Below are 25,231 nucleotides of genomic sequence, written 5' to 3' on the forward strand. Positions count from 1 at the left end.
GTCGAGAAAAGGAAACTGTTTAGATAATGCAGTGGCTGAAAACTTCTTCGCTTTACTCAAAACAGAGATGTATCACGGTCAAAGCTTCACTGATGCTGATGAACTGATTGCAAATATCGAAGAATATATAGAGTATTACAATACAAAACGGATTAAGGTGAAATTTAAAGGCCTGACTCCGATAGAATATCGAAATCAGGCCTTGCAAGCCGCTTAACAGAAATGTCCAACTTTATGGGGTCACTTCACTCTGCGTGGGAATGCATATCTGGCTTTTAGGATTATAATTTGCGCTGGTACGCATCCCCACGGAGGGCCGTGGGGACGAGCGCTAAAGGGGAGGCGCAATTTAAAGCATATCCACGGCTTTCTCTATCGCAGCAATTAAACGATCAACATCTTCTTCAGTGTTATAGACGCCAAACGAAATTCGCACTGTTCCTTTTACACCAAACGCTTCCATTAAAGGATGGGCGCAATGATGTCCTGCGCGAACAGCAATTCCTTGTTGATCAAGCAAAGTGGCTAGATCCTGATGATGAACACCATCCATAACTATACTCAAAACACTGGCATTGCTTTGGTAACCCAATACGCGAATGTCTTCGATAGCACTCAGCGCCTGATAGGTTCTATGTTGAAGCTGGTGAATATGGTTTTCGATAGCGATTCTGTCTAAGTTTTCGTACCAGTTAATCGCACAACTTAAAGCAATTGCTCCTGCTACGTTTGGCGTTCCTGCTTCAAATTTACCGGGTAGAGCCGAAAAGGTTGTACCGGAGAAAGACACTTTTTCCACCATCTTTCCACCGCCATGCCACGGAGGCATGGCTTCAAGTAGCTCTCGCTTTCCGTAAAGCACGCCAATACCTGTGGGAGCATAAAGTTTGTGACCAGAGAAAACATAGAAATCCGCATCTAACTCAGTGACATCGACTTTTTCATGCACTATACCTTGAGCGCCATCGAGCACCACAACCGCATTTTTGTGGTGAGCCGCTTGAATAACTTCTTCAATCGGTTGACGACATCCCGTTACATTGGCGATATGTGCCAGTGCAACGATTTTAGTATCAGTGGTCAGTAATCGATGGAACGCTGCTAAATCGAATTCGCCATTTTTCGTCATTGGCACTTTGACAATCGTTGCGCCCGTTTGCTCTGCGACGATTTGCCAAGGCACGATGTTGGCGTGATGCTCCATTTCGCTAATCAATATTTCATCGCCGACTTTAAGCGTATTTCTTGCGTAGGTTTGAGCGATAAGATTGAGTGCTTCAGTCGCGCCGCGCGTCCAGATAATGCTTTTACTGCTTTGGGCACCAATAAAGCGAGCTACATTGTCTCTTGCTGCTTCAAATTGACCGGTGGCATGCGCGGTTAAGCTGTGACTACCACGATGCACATTGGCGTTTTGTGTACTGTAATATTGAGTGATCGCATCAATAACCACTTGAGGTTTCTGAGTCGTCGCGGCGCTGTCGAGGTACACCAAAGGTTCATTATTGATATTCTGAGACAGGGCAGGAAATTGCGCGCGAATACGGTTGATGTTCAGCATTTACGCCTCACCGTATTTTTCATAGTTCAGTTGCGGTACCGGAACCATTGGCAGTGCAATTTCACGCGCTAGTGCTTTACCAGAAAGCTGCGCAATGATTTCAATCGCAAACTCTAAAGCGGAGCCGGGCCCTTGGCTGGTCAGCAGATTATTGTTCACATCGTAAGTTACACGGCGGTTACGCCATAAATCTTCAGCAATATGGTCTTTAAAATTCGGGTGACCTGTCATTAGAGCACCCGGGAATAGATCATGGTGGATCAAAACCACAGCAGGTGCTGCGCAGATAGCGGCGACCAAGCGACCGTCGTATTTTTGTTGCTTGATGATTTCAATCAACAGTGTGCTGTCACGGAAGTTTTCGCAGCCTTGTACGCCCCCAGAAAGAACCACGGCATCAAACTCTTCATCGGCGATATCAACTAACTTGCAATCGGCCGTTAAAGTCACACCACGAGAGGCTTTCATGATTAAGTTGCCTGCAAAATCGGCGCTGGCCACCACGACCTGATAACCAGCACGTACCAGAACATCAATGATGGTGACTGCTTCCATTTCTTCCGTTCCCGGAGCGATTGGAACAAGTATGCGTTTAGTCATAGTGTTTTCCGTTTTGTTCTAATAATTTGATTTGCTTGTACAGCTCAATATTCGTTGGTGTATGGATGTTATGCTGCTGAGCCTTATGTACAAGGTAGCCTGTAATAAAGTCTATCTCGGTTTGGCGACGATAGAAAATATCTTGATACATCGATGACTTATTGGCTGCGGTGGCATGAATGACATTGTTTACGGTTGTTATCAGTTGATTTCGCTTGACCGGAATATGTTCTGCTGTCATTACTGCAACCAATTCATCAATAATGGCACTGAGTGTTGGGCGAAATCGCTCTTCGGCCAACGTTCCGTTAAGGCATTGATGAATAGCCGTGAGTGGATTAATCGCGCAATTGATGGCTAATTTATTCCACAGAGCATGTTGTATGTTTGGATGCCAACTTACCGAAGGCAGAGCATGGTTGAACACATCAACCAGAAAGAAACATTGGTTGCCTTTTGGGTTTGGTTTAGCTGAAAAATTGAAAGCGCCAAGCTGAGTTTGACCAATTCCCGTGTGTTTTACATGATGAGCGTCGACTTTAAGTGCGCCGTGGGTTGTAGTGGCGATGACCACAGGATACTCGGATATCAGCTCTGCGATGTTATCTACAGCACCCATACCATTATGCATAAATAGCAAAATGGCATCTTTGTTCACATGGGATAGGAGTGGAGTTATGGCGGTTTCAACCTGCCATGCTTTTACTGTGATCAGTAAAAGATCCGCATCAATAAGAGTCGGTTGTTGGTTATAGTTAAATAGAATTTCAGGGGAATCATCCACTGCCAACATCCAGTGCTGGTTTTGTTTAGTGCCCCACAAGGAAACCTTGTGTCCAGCCTGACGCAGCTTGTACGCCCATAGGCTGCCAATGGCTCCTGGGCCGACAATGACAATATTCATCTTTTCCTTTAAACCACAGTCAAATCATTCTCGGGCTAAGGATAATGCGCAGGGAAGGGAAAGCAATAAAAAAGGCGCCAATCGGCGCCTTTCGAGCAATTTAGCCATCAAATATTAGAATTTGTAAGTTGCTGAGATGTAGTGACCAAAGCCGGTTGATTTCAGGTCGCTTGAGTCCTTGATGCCGTAGATATCTTTGAAGCCTTTTAAGCCGTAGCCTAGAGCAAAGCGGTCTGAGTGCCAGTAGATACCATTGAACATGGCACCACCATTGTCAGATGTCGCGTACTCATCTTTCATCGCAAATTGGTAATCGATGTAACCTTGGTAAGAGATAAATGAACCGTTCTCAAAGAAATAGAATGGTTTAAACCAGTTAATAGCAAGGTGGTAACCGTTCCAGTCTTTGTTGTTGCCATCGTATGTTCCGTATAGGTTCATACCCATTTTGCCAAACCAAGGAACCATTACGTCTGAACCCAGACCGATTTTTTGGTTGTTCGTCGTATCACTATCAAGACAAGTAGTGTAGTCGGCGTTACAGTTTGTAGCACCGGCGCCGCCCCATTCAATTAAACTTGCTACGTACAGTTCTTGAACAGGACCGAATGAAAGGTCTGTGCCGGTTAAAGCATCAATAGACATACGGGGTGCGAACTTCATGAACATTTTATCTGCACCGTCTTTGTCGCTACCTGAATCGCTAGTTAGGTTGAAGACATCTACGTAGCCGTATAGATCGAAAATACCAGAGCGACCGCCAAACTCCATTTCTAAGTAGTCATGACCTGTATCAGAAGAGCGAGGCAATTCGTTAAAAGCACCCATTAGGTTGAACTGTACGAATTTGTAATCGTTTTTGTGGATGTCGCCATCAGAATAATCAGCAGCCATGACTGGAGCAGAAGTTGCTGCTAGTAGACCAAGAGTAAGAAGTGATTTACGCATAAGGGGAACTCTCTATGTTTTGTATCAATTCGGAGCGGTTCGATTACCGCTTGTCCAATTTTGCTGAATAATAGCGATTTGAATCTCAATTGAAAGTGAGAGTGGTTGCAAAAGTTAATAAAAATTGTGATTCAAATCTAATTTATTTAAATAAAAATTTAACTATTTATATATTTCATTGAGTTGCATTGTAAGTGTGATTTCCATCACTTTATTTTGGCGGTGTTGTGAATTTGAAGCCGATCGATTAACCAACATTTTTGGTTATGAAAATAAGTAACCTTAGTTCATTCGAACTTTTTTGGCTTAATGAATAATATTCAATTTGTTTTCTAAGGCTTATTGTATATGGGTTTATGGCTTTTTTTGTAAAATGAGCTCGGAATTTATCTGATAAAATAAGAGAAAAATATCATCGTTATTTATGCTTTTTCTTTGTTCATCAATTGAATAATATTGCAAGAGTTAAATGTTAATTTTGAATTATTAATCTTTTTCTTACAACAAGTTATATCAAATAATTAATGCTGAGTTCTTGGCAGTTTTATGAGTAATAAAACGCTATTTCAGTGTATGATAGCCGAACCTTTTTTTATTTAAGGATTACCATGGCGGAGCCGATCGATAAGAAGACATTTCTTACCATTTTTACCACAGTCTTTTTACCCATGTTTTTGGCCGCAATTGACCAAACACTTTTAGCGACAGCAACACCTGTTATGGTTAGGGATTTAGGCAATATTCAACTTTCGTCGTGGATAGCGATTGGGTATCTGTTGGCGGGTGCCGCGTCTGTCCCGGTATATGGCTGGCTTGGTGATCAGTATGGTCGTAAAAAAATGCTGATGATTGCGCTGACCATTTTTGCTGTTGGATCGGTGTTTTGCGCGTTGGCGCTAAGCATGAATGGCTTAGTATTTGGACGAATCGTGCAAGGTTTGGGAAGTGGTGGCTTGATGAGCCTATCGCAGGCACTGATCAGCGAATATGTACCACCAAGACAAAGAGCGAAATTCCAGGGTTATTTTGCATCATTGTTTGCTTTGTCCAGCATTTGTGGACCTGTGCTCGGCGGTGTGGTTGTGACCTATTTTACATGGCATTGGCTATTTTGGTTCAATTTGCCACTGATAGCATTCGCGCTCTATCGTTTAGCTAAACTAGAGCAAGTAAGCCGCAAAGCAGAAAAGAAACCAATAGATTTTCTGGGGCTTATTCTGTTTCCAAGTATGATGACGGTGATTATTTATTGGTTGTCTTCGGGGGGGCATTACTTCCCGTGGGGCTCTTCAACCAGTCTTACTTTGCTTGCCGCTTTTGTTGTGTTGTTAACTCTGTTTGTCATTCAGCAAAAAAGAGTGTCTCATTCGTTTTTGCCTTTGCATCTGCTGGTACAGAAAGAGATCTATATTCCACTTACATCTTCATTCTTATTTGCCGCGTGTTTGTTTTCACTGGTATTTTTCTTACCTATTTTCCTTCAGGTTGGCTTAAATACCTCGGCAGCAACAGCGGGACTGCTGTTAATGCCGCTATCGGCCGGAATGATCAGTGGATCTTACATTACCGGTAAGGTTATCGCGAAAACGGGAGTACCTAAGTGGGTGCCGGTTACTGGCATGTCTTTAAGTAGTCTGTCATTTTTCTCCCTCGCTATGCTAGATTTAGGCCCTTATGCGGTAAGCGCCTTTGGCTGTTTATGTGGTTTGGGACTAGGCACTGTGATGCCGTCTACCCAGTTACAAATTCAGACCATTGCAGGGAGAGAGAACTTAGGGCGCATCACTTCGATGGGCTCATTAAGTCGCTCTGTGGGCGCATCGGTTGGAACGGCAGTGTTCGGCACTTTGATCTATTCAATGATTCCCAACTTCAGTGCAGAAGGTTCGTTAAGTGAACTGCTTAATACTCCTCAAGCTGTGATTTTTAATGCTTTTAAGACAGGCTTCTTACTAGCCTCAATACTCGCGCTTCTCTGTGCGCTCAATGCAGCAAGGGCACCGAGAATTCATTTGGATGACTATGCGTAAACGAAGAGCGAATCTAGGGTTTCCTGAGTTTGTTGACAAAGTCGATATTCGATTTATATCTGTCATCCCGGAAAATACGCAGTATTTATCCGGGATCTTGGCATATGAAGTGAGGTTTAGATGCTTGCCTTCGCAACAATGACAATATGGGGTTCTCATCATCTAGGATGGTGTAACTCTTCTTTGTGATCTTTGGCTTTGTTCAACAAGTCAGTAAAGTAATGACGCAGCGTATACAGCATGATCAAACTTGGAATCACCATCAAAGCGGTCAAGACAAAGAACAGCGACCAGTCATTAAGGTAGTCCGCCAACTCGCCACTGAAGGAGGCCAACGTGGTGCGGCCGAAGTTACCTAATGAGGCTAGCAAGGCGTACTGGGTTGCCGAGAAGGCTTGCCCTGTCATCACAGTCAGGAAAGAAACAAAAGCAACGGTGGAAAACGCCGTGGTGAAGTTATCGACAATAATGGTGGCTAAGAAAAGGTGCTCGTTTGGGCCGGCTTGAGCAATCCAGGCAAACATCAAGTTACTGGCTGACATGGCAACACCGCCAATCATCAATCCGCGGACAATACCAAAGCGTACGTTGACCATACTACCAAGCAGGGTAAACAGCATAGTAATACCCCAACCAATCAATTTGGAGTAGTAACCAATCTGTTCGTTACTAAAACCAATTTCTTTATAAAATGCGATCGACATTCTTCCGAGGAAAGCTTCGCCAATCTTAAATAGGAATACGAACAGTAGCAGCGTAATAGCCACTGAAGTACCGTTGCGACGGAAGAAATCAATAAACGGTTCCAATACGGTTACACTCAACCAAGTCAATATCTTTGAGTTGACCACTTTGTTGTGTCGTTGTTCTGCTTGTTTCTGCAGAGCTTCACGGTTGGTGTTAGGTTCGCCAACCAGAAGAGTAAACAGAATTAACACGCCAACAATCGCTGCCATTCCGTAATAGACACCATTCCAACCTATAGCGTCAGCATTGATAAATGCCAGATAGCCGGGAACTGAATAACCTGTCCACCAACCAATCACAGCCATGGCTGATGCTTGAGGCAGTTTGTTCGATTCAGATTTAGGAAAAGTATCTATACGGAACGCATCTATCGCAATGTCCTGAGTTGAGGAAGCGATAGCGATACCCAATGCCAGCATGGAGGTGAGCATCAGGTTTGTTGCCGGGTTTACACCTGCGATCAGTAAGGTGCAGACCAATATCAGGATCTGACAAACAAAGATCCAACTACGACGTTGCCCTAACATGGAATGCAGGACTGGCAGCTTTACGCGATCAACAGCAGGCGCCCATAAAAAGTTAATCGCATAGACTGCAAATACACTGCCAAAATAACCAATCGCACTGCGAGTTAGACCTGCATCTTTTAGCCAGCCAGACATGTTTGAACCAATCAGCACCCAAGGAAAACCGCTGGAGCATCCGAGCATTAATACCCAAAGTAGGCGTTTGTCGAAGTAGCTGCGGATAGTCGCAAGCCAAGTGAGCGGTTGGTTTTCTCGTTGCATTGACATTGCCTTGTCGAAAAAAGAGCTCCGAAGAAAATCGGAGCTTTAGGTGTTACTTAATGAGTGTGGCGTTGGTGATGATGATAGGTGTTACCGGAACATCTTGCATATAACCAATAGAACGGGTGGGTTGTTCGGCCATCTTTTGAATAACATCAAAACCTTTAGTGACTTGACCAAACACAGCGTAACCCGGTGGGCGTTGACTGTAGTTCAGAAAATCGTTATCAACGAGGTTGATATAGAACTGACGCGTGGCTGAATTTGGATCGTTGGTACGAGCCATCGCAATGGTTGCTGTGTCATTGCCTAAACCGTTGCTCGCTTCGTTTTGAATAGGCGCATAGGTGCTGACTTGCTTCATGTCGGTATCAAAACCGCCACCTTGCGCCATAAAACCCGGGATGATGCGGTGGAAAATCGTGCCGACATAGCTGCCGTCTTCAACATATCGAATGAAGTTTGCCACACTGATGGGTGCTTGTTGTTCATTTAGCTCGAGCGTGAAAGTGCCTAACGTGGTTTCCACTTCCACCTGAGGAGCAGCCCAAACGTGACTGCTTGCTGCGATAGCAAGGGCAGCTAGCGATGTTTTCACCATGGAAAGGGTCTTAACCATGGAAACGTTCCTTCATGTAGTTTTGCAGTTCTGTATCTGAGGATATCTCTTTTAGGACAAGATTCACAACGTCATTCAGAACTTGTTCAATATCTTCATTTGAAGCGCTCAGTGCACCTGTACGTTTTGCTGTACCCGTGTAGCTCTTCACTAACTTACCTTTTGGCGTTTCAGCGGTGAGTTGCAGTAGAACCTTACCATTCATTTCATTTTCCATGATGGTGTGAGTCACTGTGACTAACGCTTCCTGGATTTCAAGAGTAAGAGTGTTTTCACTGTTTACTGTAATAGTGAAGCCTTGTGAATCAAACTGGCTTGACAGTGCATTTTCTAATGCGATGCGCACATTTTGGCGAGCATGTACCGGTTCGATGTTGTTACGACCACTGTCGACTAAAGCAACGTATTGCGCAGAGCGAACGTCCTTACTCACTAAAGTGAATTTACTGTTGGTAACGATATCGTTGTTACTTAAAACCGCTGTTGGAGTAAAGCTTACTTGCTGTTGTTGTGGTGCAGAGCAAGCGGCCAATAAAGCAATAGAAGCTGCGAGAACCAATTTTTTCATGGTTAATCCTTTCGTTGTTTTTATAGGTCAACTGACCCTAATTCTTAGTAGCTTGTAAGATAACAAATTTATTGTTGCTAGCGACAGTCTTTACTTGAGTGTGACTGAATAAGCGCGCTAGTTTGATATCGTATCCGAGGTGACGATTGCCGATAACCAATAATTTTCCCCCTCTTTTAAGAACTTGCTTTGCATCACAGAACATTTGCCACGCGATATGATCTGTAATCGCTTGTTGTTGATGAAACGGAGGATTACATACGATAAACGAAGCGCTACCAGTTGCAAATTGGTCCAAGCAATTGTTTGCCACACATTTTATGTTTCTGTCTGTTGGCAGATTCTGTTGCAAATTTCTTTGCGCTGATTCCACCGCCATAAAGCTTTCATCGACACAGGTGATTGTGGCATTGGGATTTAACCGCGCCAGCTTTATTGATAGCACGCCATTGCCGCATCCCAGGTCGATAAAATCTGGCAAATTGTCACCGGGCAAATGGTCGAGCAACAAGCGCGCCCCTTGGTCTAAGCTTTCTCCAGAATAAACATTAGCTAGGTTCACCAAATTCATCTGCTCGTTTGTGACCTCCCATTGCACTTCTTCATCAACACTTGGTATAGGAGCACAATTAGCCGTAGAAAAGACTAAACGATGCTTTTTCCATGCCAAAGAAGTCTTGGTTTCGCCTAAGTGCTTGTCAAACAATTGTAGCGTTGAAGAGTGAATTTCTTTCGCTTTGTTGACGGAAATAATAGGGCATTTTTTATCTAGCGATTGACGAAGTTGGCTTAATATCCAGATTAGATGGCGATTGTTTCTCGGGATTTGCATTAATACTAAATCAATGTCGTTAGGTATCTCATCCATGGTGTTGAGAAGTGTCACGTCATTGCAAGAGTTACGTTTTAAGTTTTCAACTGTTGCCTTATGGGCGATAAACGAATCACTCATCATGAACACTTGATGATGGGCGGAAAACCAACAGCTTAGCGCACCAAATGAATCGTTAATGATCAGAATACGTTTTGCTGAAGCCAGTGCGCGCTCTTCAACGTGCGTGATCAAGTACTCATCGCCCGCATCCCATGCTTGTAGTAACTCGTTGCTGCGTAAAGGGAAACGATGCAGTGTCAGTGTGCGCTCAAAGAGCGAAAGCTCAGTTTTCATATTTGGGATAATTGATAATTTTAAACACATTATTATTGTCTCAAATGCTCGTTGAACAAGAAACCAAAACCTTTGGCTGTATTTTTGTTTGCTCCATTAGTGGTTTGTATTTGTCAAAGTTAAGTCGAGCAAAGTAAACTACGTAAAAAATTTGTTAGTTTTGTAATAACAGTGTGTGTAACAAGGGAGCATCATGATTCAACAACTCATTGAGACTAAGCTACAGGATACGTTTCAGCCAGATTATCTACAGGTTGTGAATGAGAGTTATATGCACAATGTGGCACCCGGATCAGAGAGTCATTTTAAAGTAGTGATTGTTACTTCGAGCTTTGAAGGGCAACGTTTGATTATGCGTCACCGTCAAGTCAATCAGACTTTGTCGGAAGAGTTAAGCAACCATATTCATGCGCTAGCGATACATACTTACACACCGCAAGAGTGGGATGAGTTGAAGAAAAAGGCACCAGATAGTCCGATGTGTTTAGGTGGATAATTGTGATCAGGTAAGCTGCATTTTCTTGGTTAATTGATTAAATTCTTAACACTTTATATACAACTTAGTATTTGGAAAGACATAGAAAATATTAATTTTTCAAATGAAATTGTAAGAATACCCGAGTTTTCTAGGTGATCCGGATAATTGTGCGACGTATCAAAATAATGATTATTACTGCACCTTTGAAACGAATTAATAACCAAATAAAATCACGAATCTAGAGATCTTGAATGGCATCATATTCGCAAAAGATGCTAAACTACCGCCCTTAGTAAATCTCATCTCAAATCTGTAATGTGATTTTTAAAAGTATGTTGCGCTTTTGGTGGTTAAATAACCAGAGCGGACAGATATTATAATGTCGTGTCTAGAGACGGGTTAGTTTCGTCATTACAGGCTTTCTGTTAGAAGTAGCAATGACCACCGCCTCGAATTTGCGCAATTAAATGAATCTTTTTCCCGATAAAGTAGTGCAAGTGCGTATGATTACAATAAAAAAGGGTTTGGACCTTCCTATTGCAGGAACTCCATCCCAGGTGATTAATGATGGCAAAGCCATCAACAAAGTCGCCTTGCTTGGCGAAGAGTACGTTGGCATGCGTCCTACTATGCATGTTCGCGTAGGTGATGAAGTGAAGAAAGCTCAAGTTCTTTTTGAAGATAAGAAGAACCCGGGTGTTAAATTTACTTCACCGGTCAGCGGTAAAGTTGTTGAAATTAATCGTGGTGCAAAACGTGTGCTTCAATCTGTAGTGATTGAAGTGGCAGGTGATGCCCAAGTGACGTTCGACAAGTTTGAAGCGAATCAATTAAGTGGTCTTGACCGTCAGGCGGTTAAAACTCAACTGATCGATTCTGGTCTTTGGACATCGCTGCGTACTCGTCCGTTTAGCAAGGTTCCTGCAGTTGATTCGACAACTAAGGCTATTTTTGTCACTGCTATGGATACCAATCCATTAGCGGCTGAGCCGACGGTTATCATTAACGACAATTCAGAAGCCTTCGTTGCTGGTCTAGATGTTCTTTCAGCGTTGACTGAAGGTAAAGTGTACGTTTGTAAAAAAGGTACCAGTTTACCACGTTCAACTCAGTCCAATGTTGAAGAACACGTCTTTGACGGTCCTCATCCTGCGGGTTTAGCTGGAACACACATGCATTTCCTCTATCCAGTGAATGCTGAAAATGTGGCATGGTACATTAACTACCAGGACGTTATCGCTGTCGGTAAATTGTTCCTAACCGGTGAGTTATATAGCGAGCGTGTTGTTTCTCTTGCTGGCCCTGTCGTAAACAATCCTCGCTTGGTTCGTACAGTGTTAGGTGCAAGCCTAGAGCAACTTACGGATAGCGAAATGATGCCTGGCGAAGTTCGCGTGATTTCTGGTTCAGTACTGACGGGTACTAAAGCTACAGGTCCGCACGCTTATTTAGGTCGTTACCACTTACAGGTGTCTGTTCTTCGCGAAGGTCGCGAGAAAGAGTTCTTAGGCTGGGCTATGCCTGGTAAGAACAAATTCTCTGTTACTCGCTCATTCTTAGGTCATCTGTTTAAAGGTCAGTTGTTTAACATGACAACGACGCTTAATGGTAGTGACCGTGCAATGGTGCCAATTGGTAACTATGAAAAAGTTATGCCGCTAGATATGGAGCCAACTCTGTTGCTTCGTGATCTGTGTGCTGGTGACGCTGATAATGCAGTACGCCTTGGCGCGTTAGAACTGGATGAAGATGATCTAGCATTGTGTACCTTTGTATGTCCTGGTAAATACGAGTACGGTCAGTTACTTCGTGAATGCCTCGATAAGATTGAGAAAGAAGGGTAATTTTCATGGGCCTTAAAAAGTTTCTTGAAGACATCGAGCATCACTTTGAACCCGGTGGTAAACATGAGAAGTGGTTTGCTTTATACGAAGCCGCTGCAACTCTGTTCTACACGCCAGGTACAGTAACAAAGAGAAGCTCGCATGTTCGTGATAGCGTTGATTTAAAACGTATTATGATCATGGTTTGGTTAGCTGTGTTCCCTGCAATGTTCTGGGGTATGTATAACGCAGGTGGTCAGGCTATTTCGGCACTTCACCACATATATGCAAGTGACCAACTGGCAACTATTGTTGATGGTAACTGGCACTACTGGCTGACTGAATTGTTGGGTGGCACAATGTCGTCTGATGCAGGTTGGGGCAGTAAAATGCTACTGGGTGCCACCTACTTCCTGCCAATTTACGCCACAGTATTTATTGTTGGTGGCTTCTGGGAAGTGTTGTTCTGTATGGTGCGTAAGCATGAAGTGAATGAAGGTTTCTTTGTTACTTCGATTCTGTTCGCATTGATTGTTCCACCAACGTTACCTCTATGGCAAGCGGCACTCGGTATCACCTTCGGTGTTGTTGTGGCTAAAGAAGTTTTCGGTGGTACAGGTCGTAACTTCCTAAACCCAGCACTTGCCGGTCGTGCATTCCTATTCTTTGCATACCCAGCTCAAATCTCTGGTGATTTAGTATGGACTGCTGCAGATGGTTTCTCTGGCGCAACTGCTCTTAGCCAATGGGCTCAAGGTGGTAACGGTGCTTTGATGAATGCTGCAACGGGTCAAGCGATCACTTGGATGGATGCCTTCATTGGTAACATCCCAGGTGCAATCGGCGAGGTATCAACGCTTGCTCTGGCAATCGGTGCTGCTTTCATCGTTTACATGGGGATTGCTTCATGGCGCATTATCGCAGGTGTGATGATCGGTATGATTGCTCTTTCTACGTTGTTCAACGTGATTGGTTCTGACACCAACATGATGTTCAACATGCCTTGGCATTGGCACCTGGTTCTGGGTGGTTTTGCATTTGGTATGTTCTTCATGGCAACGGACCCAGTATCAGCGTCGTTCACAGATAAAGGTAAATGGGCATACGGTATCTTGATTGGTGTTATGTGTGTGTTAATCCGTGTTGTTAACCCTGCATACCCTGAAGGCATGATGCTAGCGATCCTATTCGCTAACCTGTTTGCTCCTCTGTTCGACCATATTGTGGTAGAGAAAAACATCAAGCGGAGATTATCGCGCTATGGCAAGTAATAACGATAGCATTAAGAAAACGCTGTTTGTTGTTATCGCATTGAGCCTAGTGTGCTCAATCATCGTATCGACAGCGGCGGTTGGCCTGCGAGACAAGCAAAAAGCGAATGCTGTGCTTGATAAGCAAAGCAAAATCGTTCAAGTAGCAGGTATTACTGAACAAGGTAAGGTTCCTGAACTTTACTCTAAGTACATTGAACCTCGTCTTGTTGACTTAAATACCGGTGATTTTGTTGACGGCAACGCAGCAACTTTTGATCAGCGTAAATCGGCAAAAGATACGGCAACATCAGTGAAACTTTCATCAGAACAAGATGTGGCGAAGATCATTCGCCGCTCAAACACGGGTATCGTTTATCTGGTAAAAGATGGTGAGCAAGTGTCTAAAGTTATCTTACCTATTCATGGTAATGGCCTGTGGTCTATGATGTACGCATTCATTGCGGTTGAAACGGACGGTAATACTGTTTCTGGCATCACTTACTATGAACAAGGCGAAACTCCGGGATTGGGTGGTGAAATTGAAAACCCTAACTGGCGTGCTCAATTTGTCGGTAAGAAGCTGTTCGATGACAACCACAAACCTGCAATTAAAGTGGTAAAAGGTGGCGCTCCACAAGGTTCTGAGCATGGTGTTGATGCTCTTTCTGGTGCAACGCTAACCAGTAATGGTGTTCAACATACCTTTGACTTCTGGTTAGGTGATATGGGCTTTGGTCCTTTCCTAGCAAAAGTTCGTGACGGAGGTCTTAACTAATGTCTAGCGCAAAAGATCTTAAAAAGAGCATTCTAGCGCCAGTATTGGATAACAACCCAATCGCGCTACAAGTTCTGGGTGTATGTTCTGCTTTGGCAGTGACTACCAAACTAGAAACGGCTTTCGTTATGACTCTGGCAGTAACGTTTGTAACTGCATTGTCGAACTTCTTCGTTTCACTAATCCGTAACCACATTCCAAGCAGCGTACGTATCATCGTTCAGATGGCGGTTATCGCATCGCTAGTAATCGTGGTAGACCAAATTCTGAAAGCCTATCTATACGATATTTCCAAACAGCTTTCAGTATTCGTCGGCCTTATTATTACCAACTGTATCGTAATGGGTCGTGCAGAAGCATTTGCAATGAAATCTGCACCAATTCCGTCTTTCATTGATGGTATTGGTAACGGTCTAGGTTACGGTTTCGTACTTATCACTGTTGGTTTCTTCCGTGAGCTTCTAGGTTCTGGCAAGCTATTTGGTATGGAAGTTCTGCCTCTTATTAAAGATGGCGGTTGGTACCAGCCAAACGGTTTGATGCTGTTAGCACCTTCTGCATTCTTCCTGATCGGATTTATGATTTGGGCGATTCGTACCTTCAAGCCTGAACAAGTAGAAGCGAAGGAGTAAGGTTGTCATGGAACATTATATTAGTTTGCTGGTGAAATCGATTTTCATCGAGAACATGGCACTGTCTTTCTTCTTAGGTATGTGTACCTTCTTGGCGGTATCGAAGAAAGTTAAGACATCATTTGGTCTGGGTATTGCAGTAATAGTGGTCTTAACCATTTCTGTTCCTGTCAACAACCTGGTTTACAACCTCGTTCTAAAACCAGATGCGCTTGCTGAAGGTGTGGATTTAAGTTTCCTTAACTTCATTACCTTTATCGGTGTAATCGCTGCATTAGTACAGATTCTGGAAATGATCTTAGACCGTTTCTTCCCACCTCTGTACAACGCGTTAGGTATATTCCTTCCACTGATCACAGTTAACTGTGCAATCTTTGGTGGTGTATCTTTCATGGTTCAGCGTGATTACAACTTTACAGAGTCTGTCGTTTACGGTTTTGGTTCTGGTGTGGGCTGGATGCTAGCTATCGTTGCTCTTGCAGGTATCCGTGAGAAAATGAAGTATTCAGATGTGCCTCCAGGTCTTCGTGGTTTAGGTATTACCTTTATCACTGCTGGTCTAATGGCGCTTGGCTTTATGTCTTTCTCTGGTGTTCAACTGTAAGACGGGTAAACCGCAACAATTAAGGAATAGTCAATGGACATTATTCTTGGTGTCGTGATGTTTACTCTGATTGTTCTAGTGTTAGTTCTAGTGATTTTATTCGCTAAATCTAAACTAGTACCAACAGGTGACATTACAATCTCAATCAATGGTGATGCAGACAAATCGATCGTTACTTCTCCGGGCGGCAAGCTTCTTGGCGCATTGGCGAGTTCTGGTGTTTTCGTATCATCGGCATGTGGTGGCGGTGGCTCATGTGGTCAGTGTCGCGTAAAAATTAAATCTGGCGGTGGTGACATTCTACCGACTGAGCTTGACCATATTACTAAAGGTGAAGCTCGTGAAGGTGAGCGTCTAGCGTGTCAGGTTGCCGTGAAAACGGACATGGAGATCGAACTTCCAGAAGAGATCTTCGGTGTTAAGAAGTGGGAATGTACGGTTATCTCTAACGATAACAAAGCAACATTCATCAAAGAGCTTAAGCTACAAATTCCAGATGGCGAATCAGTACCTTTCCGTGCTGGTGGTTACATCCAGATTGAAGCGCCAGCTCACCACGTTAAATACGCGGATTACGATGTACCTGAAGAGTACCGTGGTGACTGGGACAAGTTTAACCTGTTCCGCTACGAGTCTAAGGTAGATGAAGATATCATTCGTGCATATTCTATGGCGAACTACCCTGAAGAGTTCGGCATTATTATGCTAAACGTACGTATCGCGACTCCGCCGCCAAATAATCCAAACGTACCACCGGGTCAAATGTCTTCGTTCATTTGGTCGCTAAAACCAGGTGATAAGTGTACGATTTCTGGCCCATTTGGTGAGTTCTTCGCCAAAGATACTGATGCTGAAATGGTGTTTGTAGGTGGTGGTGCTGGTATGGCTCCAATGCGTTCACACATCTTCGATCAGCTAAAACGTCTGAAATCTAAACGTAAGATGTCTTACTGGTATGGTGCTCGTTCTAAGCGTGAAATGTTCTATGTGGAAGACTTTGACGGTCTAGCGGCTGAAAATGACAACTTCGTATGGCACTGTGCGTTATCTGATCCGCAACCCGAAGATAACTGGGATGGTTACACTGGCTTCATCCACAACGTATTGTATGAAAACTATCTGAAGGATCACGAAGCACCTGAAGATTGTGAGTACTACATGTGTGGTCCACCGATGATGAACGCTGCGGTTATCGGTATGCTGAAAGATCTTGGTGTAGAAGATGAAAACATCTTGTTGGATGACTTTGGTGGCTAATCTCCGCTAAGTGTCTGATTAAATGGCTGACTCAAATGAGTCAGCCATAATTTTTTCGAGTGTATATAGAGAATCTCGTAAGGTTTATGTGCTGAATAACACATGGATTCTCTATATCTACTTATCTTAATAGGAGTAAACAAGTGAAAACTTGGCTTGTTGCATTAGCTTCTTTATTGCTTTTATCTGGTTGTGAAAAGCCCGTAGAGCAAGTTCACTTAAGTGGCCCAACAATGGGTACCACATACAACATTAAATATCTTCAACAAGACGGCATCCCATCTTCTGAAGATTTACATAAAGAGATCGATCGTTTACTCGAAGAAGTGAACGACCAGATGTCGACTTATCGTAAAACGTCAGAGCTGAGCCGTTTTAACCAGTTCCAAAGCACAACTGGGTTTGAAGTTTCACCTCAGACGGCAACGGTGGTGCGTGAAGCAATTCGTTTGAACAGTGTGACGCTAGGAGCACTGGATGTTACGGTCGGACCATTGGTGAACCTATGGGGATTTGGTCCAGAAGCGCGTCCTGACGTCGTTCCTAGCGATGAAGAATTGGCTGCACGTAAAGCGAATATCGGAATTGAGCATCTGAGTGTTGAAGGTAATACGTTAAGTAAAGACTTGCCCAATTTGTATGTAGATCTTTCTACCATTGCCAAAGGCTGGGGGGTGGATGTGGTTGCTGACTATATTGAAACGCGAGGCATCAAGAATTACATGGTGGAAGTGGGTGGAGAAATTCGTCTAAAAGGTATTAATCGCGAAGGCGTCGGCTGGCGTATTGCGGTAGAAAAACCAACAGTTGATGAGCGTACGATTCAAGAAATTATTGAACCGGGTGACTACGCAATTGCAACCTCTGGCGACTACCGTAACTATTTTGAGCGGGATGGTGTTCGTTATTCGCACATTATCAATCCTCAGACTGGTCGCCCAATCAACAATCGTGTCGTGTCGGTGACGGTATTAGATAAATCTTGTATGACAGCGGATGGTCTTGCAACAGGGTTAATGGTGCTAGGTGAAGTGAAAGGTATTGAGATCGCCGAGCAAAACAGCATTCCAGTGTTTATGATTGTAAAAACGGATGATGGCTTTGAGGAAGTGTCTTCAAGCGCATTCAAACCATTCTTAAACCGCAAATAACAGAAGTGAGTTTGTCATTATGAGTACCTTTCTGATTACGTTTGGCGTTTTTCTAGTCGTAATTGCCGCGATGGCTGTTGGTTATATTTTCCAGAAAAAGGTCGTAAAAGGCAGTTGTGGTGGTTTAGGTGCGGTCGGCATTGAGAAAGTATGCAACTGCCCTGAGCCTTGCGATGCTCGCAAAAAACGCGAAGCCCGTGAAGCTGCAAGAGTTGAAAAACTCGCCGCATGGGAAAAAGACCGCATCGCATAACCTTCCTGTCGATACATTAAAAAAGGGTTCTACCGTTAAGTAGAACCCTTTTTATTCTTTAGGCGTTGATGAGCTGATTGCGCCCACTTTCTTTTGCATTATATAAACGCATATCCGCAACTTTTATCTGTTGGTCAAGTGTTCCTTCCATCGCTGCAGCACCAATACTGATGGTGTATTTGATTTTTTGTCCTTGATGCAAAACGTGGTCTGCTTCAATGCATCGACGCATGCGCTCTAGTTGCTTACAGAACTTGCTGAACTCGCCATCATAGTGAATGCAGAACTCTTCGCCGCCAAAACGAGCGACAAGCTGATCACCAAAAAAGGCTTTGAGCATACCTGAAATGTGGATCAAGGCATTATCACCGCCATCATGGCCGTAGTTATCGTTGACCTTTTTAAAGAAATCGATATCAAGCATAGCTATGCAACGATGTGTGGTACTGGTACCTATAGTATCGAACAGGTAACGGCGGTTCCATAAGCCAGTTAAAGCATCTTGGTTAGCTAGCTTGAATAACTCTTTCGTCGCTTCCTGCATGTTAAGCAGTTGGTTTACACGACAAAACAGCTCTTCCTGATTAAACGGCTTATGCAAGAAGTCATTGGCACCTGCTTTCAAATACTGAGCGGTAATGGTTTTGTCGTCTGAACCAGATAACCCAAGAATCGAAATATCATCGTGCTCGGAGTGACGGCGAATTTCGCGAATCATCTCAAGTCCGGTCATTTCCGGCATATAGTAGTCACTGATGATGAGGCTGATGTCAGGATTTTCAGCCAGTTTTTCCAGTGCTTCCTCACCATTACCTGCTTAAATCGTGCGAATGTACTGCGATTCTAGTAGCTGACAGATGTTACGGCGAACCATAATACTGTCATCAACGATCAGTGCATGATGAAACTGATTGTTCCTAATTCTTTTGGCAAATGGGATGACGTATTGCACCGAGCTTAGGCTGTCTTTGAGAATGTAATCGAGAACACCCTTTTTCAAAAATTCTTGTCGAGTTTGTTGCTCGAATTTAGCGGTAAGTACGACGACTTTTAAATTCCGGCTCAATAAGAGATCGATGATCTCTCCATCTTCAGCACCAGTAAGGTGGTAACACGACACGACAAAGGCGAAGTCAGTTCGCTGCTCAAGCACTTGCTGAGTTTGTACGAGATCCCCACAAACAGTGACCTCAAACCCTAGCTCTGAAAGACGAGTGCTAAGGTAGTTACGAAAAATGCGACTTCCATCTATGACGAGTACAGAGTTGCTTGAACGATTCACGATAACTTTGCCTTGATTGAAATCGATGCCGATTGATGGCTCTTTAACAGGGTAACTTTTATACATGAGAACAGAATTATCATATGTAGGAATAAGATGATTGATTGACAGGCTGTGTCGGTATTTTGTCAGGGTAAGAAAGTTGTTTTCGTTTTGCTTGAAATGGTTTTACAATAACTGTGTTTTTATACAGCATTTATGGTGATGTGTGGAGCAAGAATCAACAAGAAAAATTATCCATATTGATATGGATTGTTTCTATGCTGCTGTTGAGATGCGCGATAACCCAGAATATCGCGACAGACCTTTGGCTGTCGGTGGACATGAAAAACAAAGAGGGGTCTTAAGTACCTGTAATTATGAGGCTCGCAAATACGGCGTGCGCTCAGCTATGCCTACTGCTCAGGCATTGAAATTGTGTCCACAGTTGTTGGTTGTGCCAGGTCGAATGTCTGTCTATAAAGACGTATCACGCAAAATCCACGCTATCTTCCAGCGCTATACTTCAATTATTGAACCGCTCTCGTTGGATGAAGCATTTTTAGATGTGACGAATGTCAGCATCTGCCATGGCAGTGCGACTCTGATTGCTCAAGCCATTCGGCAAGATATTTGGCAAGAATTAGAGCTGACGGCTTCCGCAGGAGTGGCACCGGTAAAATTTCTCGCCAAAGTCGCATCGGACATTAACAAACCGAATGGACAGTTTGTTGTGACTCCTGAAAATGTGCAAATAACGGTGGATAAATTACCGTTAGAAAAAATCCCCGGCGTTGGGAAGGTAAGCCTTGAGAAACTCCACCAAGCTGGTTTTTATCTTTGTGAAGATATTAAAAATAGTGATTATCGTGAACTGTTACGCAAGTTCGGTCGCTTGGGAGCTTCACTGTGGAAAAAAAGCCACGGCATTGATAATCGCGAAGTTGTGGTTGAAAGGGAACGGAAATCCGTTGGCGTGGAACGTACTTTTAGTCATAACATATCCACCTATGAGGAGTGTTGGCAGGTGATTGAAGATAAGCTATTTCCTGAGCTAGATATGCGCTTGACGAAAGCCAGTCCTGATAGAGCGATAATTAAGCAAGGGATAAAGGTTAAGTTTGCCGATTTTCAACTCACCACCATCGAACACATTCATCCTAAGTTAGAATTGGATGATTTTAAGCAGTTACTCGATGATGTTCTCAAGCGGCAAAAAGGCAGAGAGATCCGTTTATTAGGTTTATCGGTAATGTTAAAACCTGAACAGCAATCTAAACAACTGAGCTTCTTCTGAGCTTTGTTGATTGACTGGCCGCAGGAAATTAAATAACACGGCATTAACCAATTCGCGCTCAAACTAAGCTATTATTACGAGCAAATCCTATTTAGAGACATGTATGAAAAAGACAATTTTACTTGCTTCGTTATTGTGTAGCTCATCTGTTTGGGCCGCTCAGTGTAAAATCGACGTGCAAAATGAGGTTCATCTCAGTGGTTCTAATGTAGAAATTCACACCACGAGCGGCGATAAAGTCGTGATGGATGAGAGTAATCACCTCTATTTGCATGGTGAGCAAATTGAGTTGGACAAATCTCAGCAGCAAGCGATTCAGTCTTACCGAGAGAGTGTTCGCTCAGCCGTTCCTCGAGCGAAAGAGTTAGCCCAAAAGGGGATGGATGTCGCAAGTGATTTGTTAGATGACGTCGCTGCAAGCCTTGATTCTCCAAATGCATTTGAAGATGTAAAGCAATCGATGAAAACGTTTTTTGCTGATATTGAAAGCCGCTATTACCAAGGTGACGATTTTGTCCTTCCTGCGAATACTTTCGAGTCGATGACTCAGCAATGGCAGCAAGATTTTGAGAAAGCAAAGGCACTGTTTAGTCAGGAATTTTTCTCTAGCGCTTTTGATGCTGTCTCTGAGAAAATGAAACAGGATGGGGGCATTAACCTAACTGAGTTAGGTAATACGATGAGTGAGCTTACCGCTAAGTTTGAAGCTCGCCTCAAAGAGCATCAGCAGACGGTGGAAAAAGAAGGCAAAGAGCTGTGTGAATCCCTCGACGATATTGTTGAACAAGAACAAGAATTGCACAAAAAAATCCCTGAGCTAAAGAACTACCAAGTATTTACTATCTGAAGATAAGGAGCGCAACGCGCTCCTTATCTTTATTCCCCTCTCAATCTAGCGTTACCGATGTTCGATAGCAGTGTTTTGTACGAAAAATCGACAGAGATTCGAAGTGTTTAGTCGCTGTAAATTATTTATTACGCAATAAAAGGGGTGTTTTTGCCTATTTAAGCAGCAAACCATACTGCTGTTTGTTGTATCGGCAGTGAATTTCATTTAATGTACTAGTCAACTAGTTTGATGATATGTGTGAGTAGTCATGGCATCGAGTAATACCCGCGAAACTTTTGGTTCACGTCTTGGTTTTGTATTAGCCGCAGCAGGGGCTGCTGTTGGTCTTGGCAATATTTGGGGCTTTCCTACCCAAGCCGCCAGTAATGGTGGTGGTGCATTCCTGTTAGTTTATTTGGTGCTTATTCTGGTGGTTGCATTTCCTATGCTGGTGGTTGAGATGGCTATCGGCCGTTCAGGACAAGCAAACCCAGTAGATAGTATGCGTTCACTAACCGCTAACCCCAATGCCAAAAAAGCTGGAGCGTTAGTCGGTTGGTTAGGGCTCAGTGTGCCAAGCGCAGTACTGGCGTTTTACAGCATTGTTGGTGGTTGGATCATCTGCTTTATGCTTGGTGCTGCCACTGATTTAATGGGAATGGAAAGTGCTACCGCATGGTTCAAAGGGTTTAGTGTTGAGCGCAACCTATTTGGCACTTTGGTATTTTATGTTCTGACCATCCTAATTGTTCAGGGTGGCGTAAAACAGGGCATTGAAAAATGGTCAACGCGACTAATGCCTGCACTGTTTGTGCTGTTTGGCGTACTGTTTATTTACATCATGATGCAGCCGGGTGCTATGCAAGGTCTGCAACACTACCTTGTTCCTGATTTTAATAAGATTTTTGACCGTAAGATGATTTTGGCGGCAATGGGGCAAGGATTCTTCTCTTTAACCATTGGTGGTTGTTCGATGCTGATCTATGGTTCTTATCTCAGTAAGAAAGAGAACCTGCCGAAAATGGCGATGAATGTAACTTTGGTCGATACAGGCGTTGCCTTTATCGCAGGCCTAGTGGTTCTTCCTGCTATGTTCGTTGCGATGAATAAAGGTGTTCAGATTTATGCTGAAGATGGTTCTCTGCTGAGCTCTGACACACTTGTTTTCACCGTTCTGCCGTTAATGTTTGATAGTTTAGGCGTACTAGGACAACTGTTTGCCATTGTGTTTTTCTTACTACTGACGATTGCTGCTTTGACTTCATCAATCTCCATGTTGGAATGTCCGGTTGCTTTGGTATCAGAACGTTTTAATACTAAACGTACGTCAACCAGTTGGGTGTTAGGTGGCTTAATCGCTTTATTCAGCGTGGTGATTGTTTACAACTTTGCTGAACTGTTTGGCTTGGTTGCGACAACCGCAACTCAATATCTGCAACCAACCGCGGCTTTGATGTTCTGTTTGTTTGGTGGCTGGGTATGGAATCGCAACGCTAAGCTTAAAGAGTTAGAACAGGGCTTCCCTGAATTCCGTCAAAGCACATTTGGCAAAATCTGGCCTTGGTATGTGAAGTTTGTTTGCCCAATTTTAGTGGCAACCGTTATCTGGGCTTCGTTTGGTTAATCTAATTAGAAAAACCTTAGTAGCCATACCATTCTGGAAAATTTTCGGATCAGTGAGTGGGCGTCGATAAGCAAACCCTCCGAGTCAAGGATGGCTCGGCGGAGCTTCAGGGACGAATGAATGCGCGTTTGTGTTCGACGCCCATTCGCTGTTCCACCGAAGCCCAGTCTGATCATGTTTTTATCTAGTATAGTATTATTCAGATGGTGATGGCGGCATGATTTGCCCCGTGGTCAGTGGTTCTAAATCCACTTCAATCACTTCTTCAATAAAGTCACCAACGAGCTGTTCAACCATATCGTCATTTTGAGTGAAATATGCGAGGTGGAACACGGCATCACCCTCATTCACGAGTGGTAGTGTTTGTTGACCGATAACGATACCGCCTTTATTCGCTTTGACTTCAACTTCAATGTTACCTAGTGGTGAGTTGATATAAGCCAAGACTTGCCCTTTTTCAACACGATCACCGAGTGAAACTACGGTACGTAAAATGCCATCAGCTTCAGCTCGCAGCCAACTGGTTGATTTGGCGATCACGGAGTTTGGCAATTTCTTACGGCTTGAGCGTAGCATGCCAATTGCCTGCATTACACGTTTCACGCCAACCACACCGGCACTGATTGCGATAGGTTCGAAGCGAAGCGCCTCGCCTGCTTCATAGGTTAATACAGTAATACCCGATTTCTCCGCTTCACTGCGCAGCGAGCCCATTCTTAATGGCGAGTCGAGAATTACAGGGGTAGCAAAGGATTGAGCGATACGCAGCGTTTCTGGATTGCTGAGATCGGCGCGAATTTGTGGCAAGTTTGTTCGATGAATCGCACCAGTGTGTAGATCGATAATGTAATCACACTTCAAGGCAACTTGAGAGAAGAAGATGTGCGCCATGCGAGAGGCTAGTGAGCCGCTGTCACTGCCCGGGAAGCAGCGGTTGAGATCGCGTCTGTCTGGCAGGTAGCGAGATTTATGAATAAAGCCAAATACGTTAACAATAGGCACGGTAATCAGAGTGCCTTTAAGCTTTTGCGGATCGATGGAATTGATCAGTTGTCTTACGATTTCAACGCCGTTAAGTTCATCACCATGAATGGCAGCGTTAACCATAAGTACCGGACCCGGTGACGCGCCATGAATGATTTCGATAGGAATGGAAAGGGGCGAATGAGTATAGAGTTTCGCACCTTCCAGTTCGATGACTTGTTTGCTTGCCGGGGGAATTTTCTCCCCCAGAAATTCGTATGCTGCGTTCTTATATTTTCTAGCCTTTACCACGTGTTCTTGTCCTTTTACTTGCCGCATTCTTTTCTAGAAATTCGACAATCATTCCGGCGATATCTTTGCCGGTCGCAGCTTCAATGCCTTCTAAGCCCGGTGAAGAGTTGACTTCCATGACCAACGGCCCTCTTGCCGAGCGAAGTAAATCAACACCCGCGACATTGAGCCCCATGATTTTAGCGGCTTCAATAGCGGTTTTTCGTTCTTGTGGTGTGATCTTAACCAGTGATGCTGAACCACCACGGTGAAGGTTAGAACGGAACTCACCTTCAGCCCCTTGTCGCTTCATTGCGGCGATAACTTTATCACCAATGACGAAACAGCGAATATCCGCCCCGCCGGCTTCTTTAATGTATTCCTGAACCATGATGTTTGCTTTCAGGCCCATAAACGCTTCGATAACACTTTCGGCTGCTTTGCGAGTTTCGGCAAGCACAACACCGATCCCCTGAGTACCTTCCAGCAGTTTAATCACAACTGGCGCACCGCCAACCATGTCCAGTAAGTCTTTAACATCATCTGGCTTACTGGCAAAACCGGTAATTGGCATTCCTATCCCTTTACGAGACAGTAACTGCATTGAGCGCAGTTTATCTCGTGAACGACTGATCGCGACAGATTCGTTGGCTGGGTATACGCCCATCATTTCGAATTGGCGTAATACAGCCGTGCCATAGAAAGTGACCGATGCACCAATTCGCGGAATAATCGCATCAAACCCAGCCAGTTCTTCACCCTTAAAATGGATCTCAGGTTTGTCTGAATTGATATTCATGTAACAAC

The 25,231-nt window shown here is 43.9% G+C and carries 24 protein-coding genes and 1 pseudogene; 14 read left to right on the forward strand and 11 right to left on the reverse strand.

Annotated elements, in window-relative coordinates; genetic code table 11:
• Positions 1-217: IS3 family transposase (locus ACK5MF_RS17810; protein WP_416919910.1), on the forward strand; the 217-nt coding region annotated here is incomplete at its 5' end.
• Positions 218-349: 132 nt separating this feature from the next.
• On the opposite strand, the gene csdA is transcribed toward ACK5MF_RS17810, so the two are convergent.
• From csdA to ACK5MF_RS17830, 4 genes are all read right to left on the reverse strand, one after another.
• On the reverse strand, positions 350-1,561 hold the full coding sequence (csdA, locus tag ACK5MF_RS17815; RefSeq protein WP_416923869.1) for a cysteine desulfurase CsdA: 1,212 nt from the start codon (positions 1,559-1,561) through the stop codon (positions 350-352).
• Entirely contained in the window at positions 1,562-2,161 is a 600-nt protein-coding gene (locus tag ACK5MF_RS17820) for a DJ-1 family glyoxalase III (protein WP_416923870.1), read from the reverse strand. It lies immediately after the preceding gene.
• Positions 2,154-3,065, reverse strand: a complete 912-nt coding sequence (panE, locus tag ACK5MF_RS17825; protein ID WP_416923871.1) for a 2-dehydropantoate 2-reductase — start codon at positions 3,063-3,065, stop codon at positions 2,154-2,156. Before panE ends, ACK5MF_RS17820 begins: the two co-directional genes overlap by 8 nt.
• Positions 3,066-3,179: 114 nt before the next feature.
• A complete protein-coding gene (locus ACK5MF_RS17830; protein WP_416923872.1) occupies positions 3,180-4,013 on the reverse strand; it encodes an outer membrane protein OmpK in 834 nt (277 codons plus the stop codon).
• A gap of 608 nt (positions 4,014-4,621) precedes the next feature.
• On the opposite strand from ACK5MF_RS17830, the gene ACK5MF_RS17835 reads away from it, so the two are divergent.
• The gene (locus tag ACK5MF_RS17835; RefSeq protein WP_416923873.1) at positions 4,622-6,043 is read left to right on the forward strand and encodes an MDR family MFS transporter; all 1,422 of its coding nucleotides are present in this window, start codon (positions 4,622-4,624) and stop codon (positions 6,041-6,043) included.
• Positions 6,044-6,201: 158 nt separating this feature from the next.
• Here the strand turns inward: ACK5MF_RS17835 and ACK5MF_RS17840 are convergent, their stop codons facing one another.
• The 4 genes from ACK5MF_RS17840 to ACK5MF_RS17855 are packed head-to-tail and all read right to left on the reverse strand — an operon-like array spanning position 6,202 to position 9,933.
• Positions 6,202-7,578, reverse strand: a complete 1,377-nt coding sequence (locus ACK5MF_RS17840) for an AmpG family muropeptide MFS transporter (protein WP_416923874.1) — start codon at positions 7,576-7,578, stop codon at positions 6,202-6,204.
• Between the two features lie 52 nt (positions 7,579-7,630).
• Positions 7,631-8,179, reverse strand: coding sequence for a peptidylprolyl isomerase (locus ACK5MF_RS17845; RefSeq protein ID WP_416923891.1), 549 nt, complete (start codon positions 8,177-8,179; stop codon positions 7,631-7,633).
• A gap of 10 nt (positions 8,180-8,189) precedes the next feature.
• Positions 8,190-8,765: a YajG family lipoprotein gene (locus ACK5MF_RS17850; protein WP_416923875.1), complete on the reverse strand. Its 576-nt coding sequence runs from the start codon at positions 8,763-8,765 to the stop codon at positions 8,190-8,192.
• A gap of 37 nt (positions 8,766-8,802) precedes the next feature.
• Positions 8,803-9,933, reverse strand: coding sequence for a methyltransferase (locus ACK5MF_RS17855; RefSeq protein ID WP_416923876.1), 1,131 nt, complete (start codon positions 9,931-9,933; stop codon positions 8,803-8,805).
• Between the two features lie 193 nt (positions 9,934-10,126).
• On the opposite strand from ACK5MF_RS17855, the gene ACK5MF_RS17860 reads away from it, so the two are divergent.
• The 9 genes from ACK5MF_RS17860 (at position 10,127) to nqrM (ending at position 18,159) form a co-directional block, all read left to right on the forward strand.
• Complete coding sequence (locus ACK5MF_RS17860; protein ID WP_416923877.1) at positions 10,127-10,429, forward strand: BolA/IbaG family iron-sulfur metabolism protein; 303 nt, start codon at positions 10,127-10,129, stop codon at positions 10,427-10,429.
• A 485-nt stretch (positions 10,430-10,914) separates the two neighbouring features.
• Complete coding sequence (locus ACK5MF_RS17865) at positions 10,915-12,255, forward strand: Na(+)-translocating NADH-quinone reductase subunit A (RefSeq protein ID WP_416923878.1); 1,341 nt, start codon at positions 10,915-10,917, stop codon at positions 12,253-12,255.
• A 5-nt stretch (positions 12,256-12,260) separates the two neighbouring features.
• On the forward strand, positions 12,261-13,505 hold the full coding sequence (locus ACK5MF_RS17870) for an NADH:ubiquinone reductase (Na(+)-transporting) subunit B (RefSeq protein ID WP_416923879.1): 1,245 nt from the start codon (positions 12,261-12,263) through the stop codon (positions 13,503-13,505).
• The gene (locus ACK5MF_RS17875) at positions 13,495-14,262 is read left to right on the forward strand and encodes a Na(+)-translocating NADH-quinone reductase subunit C (RefSeq protein ID WP_416923880.1); all 768 of its coding nucleotides are present in this window, start codon (positions 13,495-13,497) and stop codon (positions 14,260-14,262) included. Before ACK5MF_RS17870 ends, ACK5MF_RS17875 begins: the two co-directional genes overlap by 11 nt.
• Positions 14,262-14,894 carry an NADH:ubiquinone reductase (Na(+)-transporting) subunit D gene (locus tag ACK5MF_RS17880; RefSeq protein ID WP_416923881.1) on the forward strand — a complete coding sequence of 211 codons (633 nt, stop codon included), beginning with the start codon at positions 14,262-14,264 and terminating at the stop codon, positions 14,892-14,894. The genes ACK5MF_RS17875 and ACK5MF_RS17880 overlap by 1 nt, the downstream gene beginning before the upstream one ends.
• Positions 14,895-14,901: 7 nt before the next feature.
• Positions 14,902-15,498 carry an NADH:ubiquinone reductase (Na(+)-transporting) subunit E gene (gene nqrE / locus ACK5MF_RS17885; protein WP_416923882.1) on the forward strand — a complete coding sequence of 199 codons (597 nt, stop codon included), beginning with the start codon at positions 14,902-14,904 and terminating at the stop codon, positions 15,496-15,498.
• A gap of 33 nt (positions 15,499-15,531) precedes the next feature.
• Complete coding sequence (nqrF, locus tag ACK5MF_RS17890) at positions 15,532-16,755, forward strand: NADH:ubiquinone reductase (Na(+)-transporting) subunit F (RefSeq protein WP_416923883.1); 1,224 nt, start codon at positions 15,532-15,534, stop codon at positions 16,753-16,755.
• Between the two features lie 143 nt (positions 16,756-16,898).
• Positions 16,899-17,906: an FAD:protein FMN transferase gene (locus tag ACK5MF_RS17895; protein ID WP_416923884.1), complete on the forward strand. Its 1,008-nt coding sequence runs from the start codon at positions 16,899-16,901 to the stop codon at positions 17,904-17,906.
• A gap of 19 nt (positions 17,907-17,925) precedes the next feature.
• Complete coding sequence (gene nqrM / locus ACK5MF_RS17900) at positions 17,926-18,159, forward strand: (Na+)-NQR maturation NqrM (protein ID WP_416923885.1); 234 nt, start codon at positions 17,926-17,928, stop codon at positions 18,157-18,159.
• A 58-nt stretch (positions 18,160-18,217) separates the two neighbouring features.
• Here nqrM and ACK5MF_RS17905 read toward each other — a convergent pair.
• Positions 18,218-19,441 (reverse strand): annotated as a pseudogene (locus ACK5MF_RS17905) (response regulator).
• Positions 19,442-19,649: 208 nt separating this feature from the next.
• On the opposite strand from ACK5MF_RS17905, the gene dinB reads away from it, so the two are divergent.
• The 3 genes from dinB (at position 19,650) to ACK5MF_RS17920 (ending at position 23,170) form a co-directional block, all read left to right on the forward strand.
• Positions 19,650-20,717, forward strand: coding sequence for a DNA polymerase IV (gene dinB / locus ACK5MF_RS17910; protein ID WP_416923886.1), 1,068 nt, complete (start codon positions 19,650-19,652; stop codon positions 20,715-20,717).
• A 103-nt stretch (positions 20,718-20,820) separates the two neighbouring features.
• Positions 20,821-21,564 (forward strand): YggN family protein, encoded by a 744-nt coding sequence (locus ACK5MF_RS17915; RefSeq protein ID WP_416923887.1) that lies wholly within the window; start codon positions 20,821-20,823, stop codon positions 21,562-21,564.
• A 250-nt stretch (positions 21,565-21,814) separates the two neighbouring features.
• Complete coding sequence (locus tag ACK5MF_RS17920) at positions 21,815-23,170, forward strand: sodium-dependent transporter (protein ID WP_416923888.1); 1,356 nt, start codon at positions 21,815-21,817, stop codon at positions 23,168-23,170.
• Positions 23,171-23,365: 195 nt separating this feature from the next.
• Here ACK5MF_RS17920 and ACK5MF_RS17925 read toward each other — a convergent pair whose 3' ends face one another.
• Entirely contained in the window at positions 23,366-24,472 is a 1,107-nt protein-coding gene (locus tag ACK5MF_RS17925; RefSeq protein WP_416923889.1) for a succinylglutamate desuccinylase/aspartoacylase family protein, read from the reverse strand.
• On the reverse strand, positions 24,432-25,231 hold an 800-nt coding region (rimK, locus tag ACK5MF_RS17930), incomplete at its 5' end, for a 30S ribosomal protein S6--L-glutamate ligase (protein WP_416923890.1). The genes ACK5MF_RS17925 and rimK, both read right to left, overlap by 41 nt.

The sequence above is a fragment of the Vibrio sp. genome, from assembly GCF_047973365.1.
Taxonomy (GTDB): Bacteria; Pseudomonadota; Gammaproteobacteria; order Enterobacterales; family Vibrionaceae; genus Vibrio.

Bases quoted from the DNA above. Each gene is read 5' to 3' on its own strand.
- ACK5MF_RS17855 (WP_416923876.1), bottom strand. From the start codon at position 9,933: ATGAAAACTGAGCTTTCGCTCTTTGAGCGCACACTGACACTGCATCGT.
- ACK5MF_RS17880 (WP_416923881.1), top strand. From the start codon at position 14,262: ATGTCTAGCGCAAAAGATCTTAAAAAGAGCATTCTAGCGCCAGTATTG.
- ACK5MF_RS17860 (WP_416923877.1), top strand. From the start codon at position 10,127: ATGATTCAACAACTCATTGAGACTAAGCTACAGGATACGTTTCAGCCA.
- ACK5MF_RS17920 (WP_416923888.1), top strand. From the start codon at position 21,815: ATGGCATCGAGTAATACCCGCGAAACTTTTGGTTCACGTCTTGGTTTT.
- nqrF (WP_416923883.1), top strand. From the start codon at position 15,532: ATGGACATTATTCTTGGTGTCGTGATGTTTACTCTGATTGTTCTAGTG.
- nqrM (WP_416923885.1), top strand. From the start codon at position 17,926: ATGAGTACCTTTCTGATTACGTTTGGCGTTTTTCTAGTCGTAATTGCC.
- ACK5MF_RS17830 (WP_416923872.1), bottom strand. From the start codon at position 4,013: ATGCGTAAATCACTTCTTACTCTTGGTCTACTAGCAGCAACTTCTGCT.
- ACK5MF_RS17875 (WP_416923880.1), top strand. From the start codon at position 13,495: ATGGCAAGTAATAACGATAGCATTAAGAAAACGCTGTTTGTTGTTATC.
- ACK5MF_RS17845 (WP_416923891.1), bottom strand. From the start codon at position 8,179: ATGGTGAAAACATCGCTAGCTGCCCTTGCTATCGCAGCAAGCAGTCAC.
- ACK5MF_RS17915 (WP_416923887.1), top strand. From the start codon at position 20,821: ATGAAAAAGACAATTTTACTTGCTTCGTTATTGTGTAGCTCATCTGTT.
- ACK5MF_RS17870 (WP_416923879.1), top strand. From the start codon at position 12,261: ATGGGCCTTAAAAAGTTTCTTGAAGACATCGAGCATCACTTTGAACCC.
- nqrE (WP_416923882.1), top strand. From the start codon at position 14,902: ATGGAACATTATATTAGTTTGCTGGTGAAATCGATTTTCATCGAGAAC.
- csdA (WP_416923869.1), bottom strand. From the start codon at position 1,561: ATGCTGAACATCAACCGTATTCGCGCGCAATTTCCTGCCCTGTCTCAG.
- ACK5MF_RS17850 (WP_416923875.1), bottom strand. From the start codon at position 8,765: ATGAAAAAATTGGTTCTCGCAGCTTCTATTGCTTTATTGGCCGCTTGC.
- ACK5MF_RS17820 (WP_416923870.1), bottom strand. From the start codon at position 2,161: ATGACTAAACGCATACTTGTTCCAATCGCTCCGGGAACGGAAGAAATG.
- ACK5MF_RS17835 (WP_416923873.1), top strand. From the start codon at position 4,622: ATGGCGGAGCCGATCGATAAGAAGACATTTCTTACCATTTTTACCACA.
- ACK5MF_RS17865 (WP_416923878.1), top strand. From the start codon at position 10,915: ATGATTACAATAAAAAAGGGTTTGGACCTTCCTATTGCAGGAACTCCA.
- panE (WP_416923871.1), bottom strand. From the start codon at position 3,065: ATGAATATTGTCATTGTCGGCCCAGGAGCCATTGGCAGCCTATGGGCG.
- ACK5MF_RS17840 (WP_416923874.1), bottom strand. From the start codon at position 7,578: ATGCAACGAGAAAACCAACCGCTCACTTGGCTTGCGACTATCCGCAGC.
- ACK5MF_RS17925 (WP_416923889.1), bottom strand. From the start codon at position 24,472: ATGCGGCAAGTAAAAGGACAAGAACACGTGGTAAAGGCTAGAAAATAT.